The sequence below is a fragment of the Mycobacterium bohemicum DSM 44277 genome (assembly GCF_001053185.1).
GTDB classification, from domain to species: domain Bacteria; phylum Actinomycetota; class Actinomycetes; order Mycobacteriales; family Mycobacteriaceae; genus Mycobacterium; species Mycobacterium bohemicum.
In genome coordinates this window covers 102,953-116,189 of the sequence record NZ_CSTD01000004.1, presented here as the reverse complement: position 1 = coordinate 116,189, position 13,237 = coordinate 102,953, and the positions used below count along the sequence as shown (strand labels likewise).

The window sequence follows — 13,237 nt, the reverse complement described above, 5'->3', positions numbered from 1 at the left end:
GTTGTCGCTCGAAGGCGGGCACATCGGGTGTCACCTCCGCCAGGGACTGCTGTGGCAGATGTGACGCCAGGGAACTTCTAGGCCGGCATCACCCGACGCTCGGCGGGGCCCCACAGCGGCTGCATTCCGCCGGGCAGGGCCAGCTGCGTGCTGGTGAGGGCGTCGGCCAACTCGCGCAGCTGCGCGTGAACGCCGTCGAGCAGGTCCGCCAGCTCCGCGCGCCGGCCGTCGGTGACCTCCTCCAGCTCTTCGGGGTGCGACCGGCGCAGCTGGAAGCCGATCTCGTCCACCAGTCGCTCCGGGCGCGACGCCCCCGACGAGCCCGGCAGGCCCTTGAGGTTGGCCCGCAGCCGTTCCACCTGGTACAGCAGCGAGCGCGGGTTCTGGGCGTCGAAAAGCATCAGCTCGGCCACGGCGGCGACGGTGACGTTGCCCACGGTGCGGCGACGGTAGATGACCGACGATTCGCACGCCACCAGCGTCGACTCGATGATCGTCTGCTCGGCCGCGGCGCCGCGCACGGGGCTCAGTGTGGCCCGCAGCAACGCGGTGAGCCACAGGCCGCGTTCGATCCGCTTGCCGATGTCCATCATCGTCCAGCCCGCGTCGCGCACCATCGACTCGCCGGCCACGCCCGCCAGCGTCAGCATCCCGGCCAGCGCCTGGGTCTGCGCCGATGCCAGCAACGCGTCGGCCTCGGTGAGCGAGTCCGGCGGTTCGGCCGGCAGCCCCACGGCGCGCTCCACCCCGGCCAGCACCATCCAGGTGTCGTTGGACAGCTGGTCGCGCACCGAGCGGGCGGCCAGCGCCAGCCCCTCCACCGACTGCACCAGGGACCCCGGACGGGCGGCGTCCACGGTCAGCGACCACAGCGTCGACGGCGCCACCGCGATCATCTCGGCGTGGTCGCCGTCGGCGCCCGTGTCGGTCCCGGTGACCCGTCCCAGCGCGGCCATCAGCGCCGGCACGCACTCGCTCTCCTCGGAGTCCTGGTGGTGCCGGTAGACGTGGAAGCGGTCGCGGGCGACGATCAGCAACCGGGCCATGTTCTCCGCCCGCTCGCCGTAACGGCCGATCCAGAACAGGTCGGACAGCACGCGCGGCGAGCTGACGCCCCAGGTGCCCGCGGCGGTCTTCGCCGGAGCCGACAGCGGCGGCTGCGTCAGGGTCACCGCCTCGGTGCGGGCGCGCTCGGTCGGCCGCACCCAGACATCCTTGGCGGCAACGGTTTTCAGTGAATACGCGTCGGGGCCGGGCGCCAGCACGTAGCCCAGGCCGCCGATCATCGGCGCGTAGCCGCTGCGCTGGGCGACGGTGAACAGCCGGATGCCCACGCCGGCCGAGGACAGCGCGCCGGCGTGGTCGGTCGGGGCCGACGAGAACTGGGGCAGCTCCTGGCCCACCCACTGCCACGGCGCGTCATCGATGCGCGCGGCCAGCTCGATCAGCCGCTGCGACGAAAGCATCGGCCCCACAATGGTTTCCCTGCCGACGGTGGACTTGACCAGCAGCGACGCCAGGTTGGCCAGCAGGTGCGAGCGCTCGCCGGCGACACCGCCCCAGTACACCGGCGCGCTCTGCAGCAGCGGGGCCTCCCCGAGCAGCCGCTTGGCCAGCTCCGGCAGGAAGCGAAGCAGCCCAGGGCTTTCCAGGATGCCGCTGCCCAGCGTATTGACCACGGTCACCGTCCCGCGGTGCTGGGCCTCCACCAGGCCGGCCACCCCGAGCCGCGAGTCGGCGCGCAGGTCGAGCGGGTCGACGTACTCGGCGTCGACGCGGCGCAGCACCACGTCGACCCGCTTCAACGTGCCCAGCGAACGCATCCACAGCTTGCCGTCGCGCACCACCAGGTCCGCGCTTTCCACCAGCGGGAAACCCAGCTGGGTCGCGAGATAGGCCTGGTCGAACGCGGTCTCGGAGTAGATGCCGGGCGTGAGCACGACCACCACCGGGTCCTGGGCGACGTCGGGCGCCGCGTCGATCAGCGCCAGCCGCAGCGCCTGCGCGAACGGGGTCGTCGGGCGCGGTGCGACCCGCTCGTAGAGGTCGGGGATCGCGTGGGCGACAACCCGGCGGTCGGCCAGCGCGTAGCCCGCCCCCGACGGGGCCTGGGCCCAGTCGGCGTTGACCTGGAACCCGCCGCCGGGCAGCCGGCCGAGGTCGCAGGCGTGCATGAAGAGCTGGTGGTGCCCGGGCACCTCGACGCCGTTGGCGGCGCGCACGTAGCCCGGGTGGGCGAACAGCAGCTCCGGCGGGAGCACGCCCTCGGTCAGCATCCTGCGCGGACCGTAGAGGTCGGCGAGCACGGCGTCCAGCAGCCGGGACCGTTGAATCAGCCCGGCCTCCAACAGCTCCCAGTCCGCCGCGGACACGACGAGCGGCAGCGTGTCCAGGAGCCACGGCCTGGGCTCGAGGCCGTGCGTCCCGTCCTTGCTCGGGTCGACCTCGGTGTAGGTGATGCCGTCGTACGCGCGGCCGCCGGGATGGGCGACGTGGTAGGTGCAGCCGCCGCGCGACGTCGCGCTGGTCAGGTCGATCAGCTCGAACTGCAGCGGGACGTCGGTGGAGATCGTCGGGTGCAGCGCGCTGGGCGGCTGCCAGGCCTTGAACCGCACGCCACCCACGTGGATGTCGGGGTTGTCGGTGGCCAGCAGCGGCACCGGGTAGTCGTTGCAGGTGACCACGTAGCGCTGGCGGTCGGCGCCGATGATGCGGACCTGGATGCGCTCGACCGACGAATCGACGTAGCGGGCGGTGCCGGTGGCGGTGGCCTCCTCCCCGAGGGTGTTCCAGGGCTCGATCGCGCCGCGCAGCTCGATCTCCACGCCGTCGAACACCGCGGTGCCGATGCGGGGGAAGCGGAACTCGGTGAACGGGTCCAGCCAGCTGGTCTCGAAGGCGATGCCCTGGGCGCGCAGGTCGGCGGCCACGTCGGCGATGTCGTGAATCAGGAAGTGCGGCAACAGGTATCGCCCATGCAGGTTTGCGCCGTGGCGGATCAGCGGGGCGCGCAGCGGCTCCTCCCAGAACCACGCGACCAGCGCGCGCACCAGCAGCGACTGCACCATCGCCATGTGCAGATGCGGCGGCATCTCGAAGCCGCGCAGCTCCAGCAGGCCGAGCCGGCCGCGGGGGCCGTCGGGGCTGTAGAGCTTGTCGATGCAGAACTCGGCGCGATGGGTGTTGCCGGTGATGTCGGTCAGCAGATGCCGCAGGGCGCGGTCGGTGACCCAGGGCTTGGGCGAGCCGCTCGCGCACAGCCGGGCGATCTCGGCGAACGCGATCTCGAGCTCGTAGAGGGCCTCGGAACGGCCCTCGTCCACCCGGGGCGCCTGCGAGGTGGTGCCGACGAACCGCCCGGCGAACAGGTAGGACAGCGACGGGTGCCGCTGCCAGTACGTCAGCAGCGAGACCAGCAGGTCCGGGCGGCGCAGCAGCGGCGAGTCCGCGGGCGACGGGCCGCCGAGCGTGATGTGGTTGCCGCCGCCCGTGCCGCCGTGCGTGCCGTCGACGTCGAACGACTCCGTCGACAAGCGCGCCAGCCGGGCCTGCTGGTACAGGGTCTCCAGCAACTGCCGCTGGCCCAGCCGGCGCCGTCATCCCGGCGGTGCAGGGGCAACACGAAAGCCGCTGGCGCGTGGGTGGATTCGTCGAGGCGCGCCAGCAGCGCGGCGCGGGCGGCCGGGGAGTCGGGGCCCAGGTCGTCGTCGGGGTCCACCGGGTCGCCGTCGGGCATCCGCACGCTCTCGGCCAGCCGGTGCAGCGGGTCCTCGTAGGCGGGCCGCAGCTGCGAGAGCGGCAGCCCCAAACCCTCGGCGACGCCGACCAGCACCTCGTACGCCGAGTCAACGTCCAGCGGGGCGGGCCGGGCGCCCCAGGGGTCGGCGAGCAGCGCCTCGTCGTGCCACACCGGGTGCCCGTCGGCTCGCCAGTAGAGCGCAATCTGCCAGCGCGGCAACGGTTCTCCCGGATACCACTTGCCCTGCCCGCGCTGGATCAGCCCGTGGGGGGCCCACGCCGCCTTGAGGCGGTTGGCCAGGTCGGAGGCGCGCTGTCGCTTGTGCGGACCGTCGGCGGCCGTCGTCCACTCCGGCGAGACCTGGTCATCCACCGACACGAACGTCGGCTCACCGCCCACGGTCAGCCGGACGTCTGCCGCGGACAGCCGCTCGTCGACGCGGCGGCCGACCTCGCAGATCGCCCGCCACGCCTCGTCGCCGTAGGGCAGGGTGACCCGCGGGTCCTCGTGCACGCGGGTGACGGTGTTGGAGAACTCCAGCACCGATTCGCACGGCTCGGTGCCGCCGGTGATCGGTGCGGCGCCGGCCGGGTGCGGGGTGGCCGCCAGCGGGATGTGCCCCTCGCCGGCGAACAGCCCGGACGTCGGGTCCAGGCCGATCCAGCCGGCGCCGGGGATGTACACCTCGGCCCACGCGTGCAGGTCGGTGAAGTCGGCGGCGGGTCCCGACGGCCCGTCGAGCGCCTCGATGTCGGACGCCAGCTGCACCAGGTAGCCGGAGACGAAGCGGGCCGCCAGTCCCATCCGGCGCAGGACCGACACCAGCAGCCATGCGGAATCCCGGCACGAGCCGACGCCGGTGCGCAGCGTGTAATCCGGGGTCTGCACACCGGGTTCCATGCGCACGCTGTACGCGACGTCGGCGTTGATCGCGCGGTTGAGCCCGACGAGCATGTCGATGGTGCGGGTGCCCTCGGGCACCGAGAAGTTGTCCACCCACGCCCTGGTCAGCTCGCCGGGGCCCGAACCCTCGCCGTCCTCATCCACGGGCCGCAGGTAGGGCTCGAGGTCGTCGGCCAGCGCGCGGGGGTAGGTCATCCCGTCGGCGGGCCAGACCTCGGCCCAGTCCTCGATGAAGAAGTCGAACGGGTTGATCACCTTGAGGTCGGCGATGAGCCCGACGGTGATGGTCAGCTGCCGCGTGGGATTCGGAAACACCAGGCGGGCAAGGAAATTCCCCACGGCGTCCTGCTGCCAGTTGATGAAGTGCTCGGCCGGCTCGACGCGCAGCGAATAGGCCTCGATGGGAGTGCGGCAGTGGGGCGCCGGGCGCAGTCGCACCACGTGCGGATACACCGCGACCAGCCGGTCAAAGGTGTAGCTGGTGCGGTGCTCCAGCGCCACTTTGATGCTCATAACCGCTGATCGAATCACACGGACGAGGCCGCCGCAGCGCGGCGCGGACGGGGATCAGGCGGGGTAGGACCCTGGCGGCGGGCCGGGCGGCGGCCCCTGCGGGTAACCCGGCTGTTCCAGTGCGACGACCTGGCCGCCGGACAGCTTGCGGTAGGTGTAGAAGAGACAGGCCGTAGCCGGGCGCCGGGGGCGGATAGCCGGGCGGGTTCTGACCGCCGCCGGAGGGATCAGCCGGGGTGCCGGGGTATTCGGGGGGCTGGCTCATGTCCGTCCTAGCTGTTGAATCAACTTCCGTGGGCACGGCGCACACGGAACTTAACAAATGTGTGGCCGAGGCGTCGGGATTGGCGCCGCGTGGTATGCCTGAAGCCGTGTCCGACGGACTCTTCGACGTGCCCGGCACCGTGCGGGCGAGTCACGATCCCGGCGTGCCGGCCGGTGCGCCGCTGGCGGTCCGGATGCGCCCGGCGTCGCTGGACGAGGTCGTCGGGCAGGGCCACCTGCTGGCGCCCGGGTCGCCGCTGCGCCGCCTGGTGGAGGGGTCGGGCGTGGCCTCGGTCATCCTGTACGGTCCGCCGGGCAGCGGCAAGACGACGCTGGCCGCCCTGATCTCGCACGCCACCGGCCGGCGCTTCGAGGCCCTGTCGGCGCTGTCGGCGGGCGTGAAAGAGGTTCGCGCCGTCATAGAAAAGGCGCGCACCGCCCTCCTCCGCGGCGAGCAGACGGTGCTCTTCATCGACGAGGTGCACAGGTTCTCCAAGACCCAGCAGGACGCCCTGCTGTCGGCCGTGGAGAACCGGGTGGTGCTGCTGGTGGCGGCCACCACCGAGAACCCGTCGTTCTCCGTGGTGGCCCCGCTGCTGTCCCGGTCGCTGATCCTGCAGTTGCGGCCCCTGACGCCCGACGACGTCCGCACCGTCGTGCAGCGCGCGATCGACGATCCCCGCGGCCTCGGCGGCAAGGTCGCCGTCGCGCCCGAGGCCGTCGAACTGCTGGTGCAGTTGGCCGCCGGCGATGCCCGCCGCGCCCTCACGGCGCTGGAGGTCGCCGCCGAAGGCAACGAGGCCGTCGCCGTCGAGACCGTCGAGCAGTCCCTGGACCGGGCCGCCGTGCGCTACGACCGCGACGGCGACCAGCACTACGACGTCATCAGCGCCTTCATCAAGTCGGTGCGCGGCTCCGACGTCGACGCCGCGCTGCACTACCTGGCCCGCATGCTCGTCGCCGGGGAGGACCCACGGTTCGTCGCGCGCCGGCTGATGATCCTGGCCAGCGAGGACATCGGCATGGCCGACCCGACGGCCCTGCAGACTGCGGTCGCCGCCGCCCAGACGGTGGCGCTGATCGGCATGCCCGAGGCTCAGTTGACGCTGGCGCACGCCACCATCCACCTGGCCACCGCCCCGAAGTCGAACGCCGTCACCACCGCGCTGGCGGCGGCGATGGGCGACATCAAGGCGGGCAAGGCCGGACTGGTGCCGCCACACCTGCGTGACGGCCACTACTCCGGCGCGGCCGGGCTGGGGAACGCCCAGGGCTACAAGTACTCCCACGACGACCCGGATGGCGTTGTGGGGCAACAATATCCGCCGGACGAGTTGGTGGGCGTGGACTACTATCACCCCACCGGGCGAGGCTACGAACGAGAGGTGTCGGGCCGGCTCGACCGGCTGCGCGCAATCATCCGGAGCCGCTAGACCAGCTCGGGTACCCGGAGCCCGGCGATCGCCAGCTCGAACTCGGCGACGTCGATCACCTCGGCGCCCAGGTCGCGCACCCGACGGCTGCGTAACTCGGAGGCCTCGTCGCGGTTGCGGGCCATCGCGTCCACGCTGTCGAACGTCGAGCACGACACCGCCCGCCGGCTCGCGGGATGGTCCACCAGCAGGCTGGCGCTGCAGAACCCGTCCAGGCCCTCCATCTCCGGGAGCACCGACGTGCGGTAGAAGTCCAGCGAGCCGCTGAGCTGGTCGGGCACCACCTTGAGCCAGGTGGCCCGGACGCAGGCCCCCTCGCCGGCGCGGTGGTCGCGGTGCAGCAGCGCGATCTCCCATTCCTCGACGCGCGCGCTGCCGTCGAACACCAGCGCCGCACGGTCTCGGATGGGCGCCACCCGCTCGGCGCCGGCGCGCATCGCCTGCACGCTCTCCCAGGCGCTGGTGGCGATGCATTTGCCGGACTGCCGGTCGACAAGGAGCGAAACCCCGACGAACCCGTCGATCTCCTGCAGCGCGGGCGTGACGACGTCGCGAACATGCGCGATCCCGATGTCGATCGAGAGGGGCTGGGCGGAAATGGTGGTGGAGCGTGCGTACACGGTGGGCCTCCCGGGTCGCGGCGGTAGTGAACGGTCCCCGGCGGGCACCAGGTCCCATCGACAACCTTCCTCCTGCCCGTGACCGGCCGCAATGCCCGACCGCCCCCCGTCTCGATTGGCTGGCCCCCGCGGGCGCCCCGTAGGCTGGTCGGCGATGCATACCGATGTGCTTGAGGTGGACACCTCCCGTCGCCGCATCGTCGATCTCACCCAGGCGGTGCGGGGATTTTGCTGGTCCCGGGGCGACGGCTTGCTCAACGTGTTCGTTCCGCACGCGACGGCCGGGGTGGCGATCATCGAGACGGGCGCCGGCTCCGACGACGACCTGGTGGACGCGCTGGAGCGGCTGTTGCCGCGGGACGACCGCTACCGGCACGCCCACGGTTCGGAGGGGCACGGCGCCGACCATGTGATGCCGGCGATCGTCGCGCCCTCGGTGACGGTGCCGGTCACCGGAGGCGAACCGCAGCTGGGCACCTGGCAGAGCGTCGTGCTGGTCGACCTCAACCGGGACAACCCTCGGCGCTCGGTTCGGCTGAGCTTTCTGGAGGGTTAGCGGGCGCGCACGCGGCCGCCGAATAGGCTGGAACGTACTCCGGATTGGCAGCGGGCTTAAGGGAAGAAGCGGAAAGAGTGCAGACACACGAGATCAGGAAGAGGTTCCTCGATCATTTCGTGAAGGCGGGACACACCGAGGTGCCGAGCGCGTCGGTGATCCTCGATGACCCCAACCTGCTGTTCGTCAACGCCGGCATGGTCCAGTTCGTGCCGTACTTCCTGGGGGCGCGCACGCCGCCGTACTCGCGGGCGACCAGCATCCAGAAATGCATCCGCACACCCGACATCGACGAGGTCGGCATCACCACCCGGCACAACACCTTCTTCCAGATGGCCGGCAACTTCTCGTTCGGCGACTACTTCAAGCGCGAGGCGATCGAGCTGGCCTGGTCGCTGCTTACCAGCGGCCTGGACGACGGCGGCTACGGCCTGGACCCCGAACGGCTCTGGGCCACGGTCTATCTCGACGACGACGAGGCCGCCGGGCTGTGGCGTGAGATCGCCGGCCTGCCGCCGGAGCGCATCCAGCGGCGCGGCATGGCCGACAACTACTGGTCGATGGGCATCCCCGGCCCGTGCGGCCCGTCGTCGGAGATCTACTACGACCGCGGGCCGGGGTTCGGGGTCGACGGCGGTCCGGTCGCCAACGAGGACCGCTACCTCGAGATCTGGAACCTGGTGTTCATGCAGAACGAACGCGGCGAGGGGACTTCCAAGGAGGACTACGAGATCCTCGGGCCCCTGCCGCGCAAGAACATCGACACCGGCATGGGCGTGGAGCGGGTGGCCCTGGTGCTGCAGGACGTGCACAACGTCTACGAGACCGACCTGCTGCGACCGGTCATCGACCTGGTGCAGGCGCGGGCCCCGCGCCGCTACGACGCCGGGAACCACGCCGACGACGTGCGCTACCGCATCATCGCCGACCACAGCCGCACCGCGGCGATCCTGATCGGCGACGGGGTGAGCCCGGGCAACGACGGCCGGGGCTACGTGCTGCGCCGGCTGCTGCGCCGGGTCATCCGCTCGGCCAAGCTGCTGGGGATCGACACCCCGATCGTCGGGGACCTGATGGCCACCGTGCGCGATTCGATGGGCCCGTCCTACCCGGAACTGATCGACGACTTCGACCGGATCAACCGCATCGCCGTGGCCGAGGAGACGGCCTTCAACCGCACGCTCGCGTCCGGCTCGCGGCTTTTCGACGAGGTGGCCGCGGCCACGAAAAGTGCTGGGGCGAGCGTGGTTTCGGGCTCCGACGCCTTCACGCTGCACGACACCTACGGCTTCCCGATCGACCTCACGCTGGAGATGGCGTCCGAGGCCGGCCTGGCCGTCGACGAGGGCGGCTTCCACGAGCTGATGCTGCAACAGCGGCAGCGGGCCAAGGCCGACGCGGCCGCGCGCAAACACGCCCACGCCGACCTGACCGCCTACCGCGAGCTGGTCGACGCCGGGCCCACCGAGTTCACCGGCTTCGACGAATTATCTTCCGAGGCAAAGATTCTCGGCATCTTTGTGGACGGCAGGCGGGTGCCGGTGGTCGCGCATGCCGCGCACGGCGAGGCCGCCATGGGCGGAGTGGGCGACCGGGTCGAGCTGGTGCTGGACCGCACCCCGCTCTACGCCGAGTCGGGCGGGCAGATCGCCGATGTCGGCAGCATCACCGGAGTGGGGTCGGGGGCCAGCGCCAAAGCCGCCGTCACCGACGTGCAGAAGATCGCCAAAACCCTCTGGGTGCATCGGGTCAACGTCGAATCGGGGGAGTTCGTCGAGGGCGACACGGTCGTCGCGGCGGTGGACCCCGAGTGGCGCCGCGGCGCCACCCAGGGCCACTCGGGCACCCACATGGTGCACGCCGCGCTGCGAGAGGTGCTGGGCCCCAACGCCGTTCAGGCCGGGTCGCTGAACCGGCCGGGATACCTGCGCTTCGACTTCAACTGGCAGGGCCCGCTGACCGAGGACCAGCGCACCCGGATCGAAGAGGTGACCAACGAGGCGGTGCAGGCCGATTTCGAGGTGCACACCTTCACCGAGAAGCTGGAGAAGGCCAAGGCGATGGGCGCGATGGCGCTGTTCGGCGAGGCCTACCCCGACGAGGTGCGCGTCGTGGAGATCGGCGGGCCGTTCTCGCTGGAGCTGTGCGGGGGGACGCACGTGCACAACTCGGCGCAGATCGGGCCGGTGACGATCCTGGGCGAATCCTCGATCGGCTCCGGCGTCCGCCGCGTCGAGGCATACGTCGGGCTCGACTCGTTCCGCCACCTGGCCAAGGAGCGCGCGCTGATGGCGGCGCTGGCGTCGTCGCTGAAGGTGCCGTCCGAGGAGGTGCCCGCCCGGGTGGCCGGCCTGGTGGAGCGGCTCAAGGCCGCCGAGAAGGAACTCGAACGCTCCCGGCTGGCGAGCGCGCGGGCGGCGGCCACCAACGCCGCGGCCGGCGCCGAGCGCATCGGTAACGTCCACCTGGTGGCGCAGCGGATGGCGAGCGGAATGACGGCGGCCGACCTGCGTTCCCTGGTCGGCGACGTCCGCGGCAAGCTGGGCGCCGGGCCCGGGGTGGTCGCGCTGATCGCCGAGGGTGAGGGCGGGACCGTGCCGTACGTGGTCGCCGCCAACGCCGAGGCCCAGGACCTGGGCATCCGGGCCGACGACCTGGTCAAACGGCTCGCCGCGGCGGTCGACGGCCGCGGCGGCGGCAAGGCCGACTTGGCGCAGGGCTCCGGCAAGGACGCGGCCGGCATCGACGCGGCGCTCGACGCGGTGCGCGCCGAGATCGCCGTGATAGCGCGGGCCAGTTGAGTGGCCTCTGCACAGCACCGCCTGCCCGACCGGCCCGGCGATCCTGACCAGGATCGGTCGGGGCGGGGGCCCCGACGCGGGAGAAGCTTGGGCATCGACGTGGGCAGCGTGCGCATCGGCGTGGCCTGCAGCGACCCCGACGGCATCCTGGCGACCCCGGTGGAAACCGTGCGCCGCGAACGTTCCGGCCGGCACCTGCGCCGGCTCGCCGCCCTGGCCGCCGAACTGGACGTGGTGGAGGTGATCGTCGGGTTGCCGCGCACGCTGGCCGACCGCACCGGCCCCGCCGCGATACAGGCGATCGAGCTGGCCGAGGCCCTGGGGCAGCTGATCGCCCCCATTCCGGTGCGGCTGGCCGACGAGCGGTTCACCACGGTCAGCGCGCAGCGATCGCTGCGCGCCGCCGGCGTGCGGTCCAGACAGCAGCGGGCGGTGATCGACCAGGCCGCCGCGGTCGCGATCCTGCAGAGCTGGCTCGATCAGCGCCGCGCCTCGCCCGCGGGAGGCCCCGCCGATGGTTGACAGCGCGCGCCGGGAACGGTCCGAGCCCGAAGCCGTCGGTCCGCCGCGGCACCGGATGAGCCGGGTGGCCCGCAACAAGGCCGAGCGCGGGCGGCGCCGCCGGCGCTTCGCGGGCCGGATCACCGTGGCGGTGCTGGCGGTGATCGTGGTGGCCGGCGTGTTCGTCGGCACCAAGTTCTGGCACACGGTGTTCGGATCGGGTGACGACTACACCGGCAGCGGCAAGCGTGACCTGGTGATCCAGATTCAGGCCGGCGACTCGACCACGATGGTCGGGCAGACGCTGCAGGAGCAGGGTGTCGTGCGCACGGTGCGGGCCTTCGTCAACGCCGCGCACGGCAACAGCAAGATCGACTCGATTCAGCCCGGCTTCTACCGGATGCGCACCGAGATCCCGGCGTCCGACGCCGTCGCGCGCCTGGCCGACCCGGACAGCCGGGTGGGGCGGCTCGTCATCCCGGAGGGCCGTCAGCTCGACGACACCACCGACATGAAGACCAACAAGGTCAACCCCGGCATCCTGACCCTGATCTCGCGCGCCACCTGCGTGGACCTCGACGGCAACCGGCACTGCGTCCCGGTGGACGACCTGCGGGCCGCCGCCACCAACAGCGTGCCCGCGGCGCTGTCGGTGCCGCCCTGGGCGCTCGAGCCGGTCACCGAGCTCGGCAAGGACCACCGACGGATCGAGGGCCTCATCGCGCCGGGCACGTTCAACGTCGACCCCTCGGCGTCGGGGGAGAGCATCCTGGCGGGCCTGATCGGCGCCGGGGCCGTGGAGTACATGAAGTCCGGGCTCGTGGACACGGCCAAGACGATGAACCTGTCGCCCTACGACATCCTGGTGGTCGCGTCGCTGGTGCAGCAGGAATCCAACTCGCAGGACTTCCCCAAGGTGGCGCAGGTCATCTACAACCGCCTGCACGCCCACCACACGCTGGAATTCGACTCGACCGTCAACTACCCGCTGGACCGCCGCGAGGTGGCCACCAGCGACGCCGACCGGGGCCAGCGAACGCCGTGGAACACCTACGTCTCGCCCGGGCTGCCCGCCACGGCGATCTGCTCGCCCGGCGCCGACGCGCTGCACGCCGCCGAGCATCCCGAACCCGGGGACTGGCTGTACTTCGTCACCATCGACGCCCAGGGCACGACGCTGTTCACCAAGGATTATCAGCAGCACCTGGCCAACATCGAGCTGGCTAAGCGCAACGGTGTCCTCGACTCGGCTCGTTAGGGGCCCGGCCAGACGGGCGGGCGTGCTCGGCAGGCCGATCGCCCACTCGCGCTCCCCCCAACTGCACCTGGCCGCCTACCGCGCGCTGGGTCTGACCGACTGGACCTACGAGCGCATCGAGTGCGGCGCCGAGGACCTGCCGCGGGTGGTCGGCAGCTTCGGCCCGGAGTGGGTGGGCGTGTCGGTGACGATGCCCGGCAAGCTCGCCGCCCTGCGGTTCGCCGACGAGCGCACCGACCGCGCCGAGCTGGTCGGCTCGGCCAACACCCTGGTCCGCACCCCGGCGGGCTGGCGGGCCGACAACACCGACATCGACGGCGTGGTCGGCGCGTCGCTGCGCGAGGTCGACGGGGCGGCGCGGCAGATCATCGCCGACGCCGGCTACGGGGAGAACTTCGGCCACGGCCTGGGGCACGGCGTGGGCCTGCAGATCCACGAAGCGCCGGGAATCGGCGCGACGTCCGTCGGTACACTGCTTGCGGGCTCCGTGGTCACCGTGGAGCCCGGCGTCTATCTCCCCGGCCGCGGCGGCGTCCGCATCGAGGACACCCTGGTCGTGCCCGGTAACACCTCGACAACCGCCGGGAAGACCCCCGAATTGCTGACCCGGTTCCCCAAGGAACTGACCACCCTTTAGGAGACACACCGA

8 protein-coding genes and 1 pseudogene are annotated in these 13,237 nt (G+C 71.7%); 6 read left to right on the top strand and 3 right to left on the bottom strand.

Going from position 1 to position 13,237, the window contains the following annotated elements:
* Window positions 1-77 precede the first annotated feature (77 nt).
* Entirely contained in the window at window positions 78-3,533 is a 3,456-nt protein-coding gene (locus BN971_RS25370) for a transglutaminase family protein (protein ID WP_249262753.1), read from the bottom strand.
* A 102-nt stretch (window positions 3,534-3,635) separates the two neighbouring features.
* Window positions 3,636-5,155, bottom strand: a pseudogene (locus BN971_RS25940) (transglutaminase family protein); the annotation flags it as partial.
* A gap of 359 nt (window positions 5,156-5,514) precedes the next feature.
* Between BN971_RS25940 and BN971_RS17720 the strand changes: the two are divergent.
* Entirely contained in the window at window positions 5,515-6,852 is a 1,338-nt protein-coding gene (locus tag BN971_RS17720; protein WP_085179883.1) for a replication-associated recombination protein A, read from the top strand.
* Here BN971_RS17720 and BN971_RS17715 read toward each other — a convergent pair.
* Window positions 6,849-7,472, bottom strand: a complete 624-nt coding sequence (locus BN971_RS17715) for a hypothetical protein (RefSeq protein WP_085179884.1) — start codon at window positions 7,470-7,472, stop codon at window positions 6,849-6,851. The genes BN971_RS17720 and BN971_RS17715 overlap by 4 nt on opposite strands.
* A 166-nt stretch (window positions 7,473-7,638) precedes the next feature.
* On the opposite strand from BN971_RS17715, the gene BN971_RS17710 reads away from it, so the two are divergent.
* From BN971_RS17710 to BN971_RS25930, 5 genes are all read left to right on the top strand, one after another.
* On the top strand, window positions 7,639-8,028 hold the full coding sequence (locus BN971_RS17710; protein ID WP_170322202.1) for a secondary thiamine-phosphate synthase enzyme YjbQ: 390 nt from the start codon (window positions 7,639-7,641) through the stop codon (window positions 8,026-8,028).
* A 77-nt stretch (window positions 8,029-8,105) separates the two neighbouring features.
* Entirely contained in the window at window positions 8,106-10,829 is a 2,724-nt protein-coding gene (alaS, locus tag BN971_RS17705; RefSeq protein ID WP_085179886.1) for an alanine--tRNA ligase, read from the top strand.
* Entirely contained in the window at window positions 10,830-11,351 is a 522-nt protein-coding gene (ruvX, locus tag BN971_RS17700) for a Holliday junction resolvase RuvX (RefSeq protein WP_085179887.1), read from the top strand. It abuts the gene before it with no gap.
* A complete protein-coding gene (locus tag BN971_RS17695) occupies window positions 11,344-12,588 on the top strand; it encodes an endolytic transglycosylase MltG (protein ID WP_085179888.1) in 1,245 nt (414 codons plus the stop codon). The genes ruvX and BN971_RS17695 overlap by 8 nt, the downstream gene beginning before the upstream one ends.
* Window positions 12,566-13,225: a M24 family metallopeptidase gene (locus BN971_RS25930; protein ID WP_090350400.1), complete on the top strand. Its 660-nt coding sequence runs from the start codon at window positions 12,566-12,568 to the stop codon at window positions 13,223-13,225. Before BN971_RS17695 ends, BN971_RS25930 begins: the two co-directional genes overlap by 23 nt.
* Window positions 13,226-13,237 lie beyond the last annotated feature (12 nt).

What these genes read in the sequence shown, in the direction of transcription:
- BN971_RS17720 (WP_085179883.1), top strand. Translation starts at nt 5,515, where the DNA reads ATGCCTGAAGCCGTGTCCGACGGACTCTTCGACGTGCCCGGCACCGTG.
- BN971_RS17695 (WP_085179888.1), top strand. Translation starts at nt 11,344, where the DNA reads ATGGTTGACAGCGCGCGCCGGGAACGGTCCGAGCCCGAAGCCGTCGGT.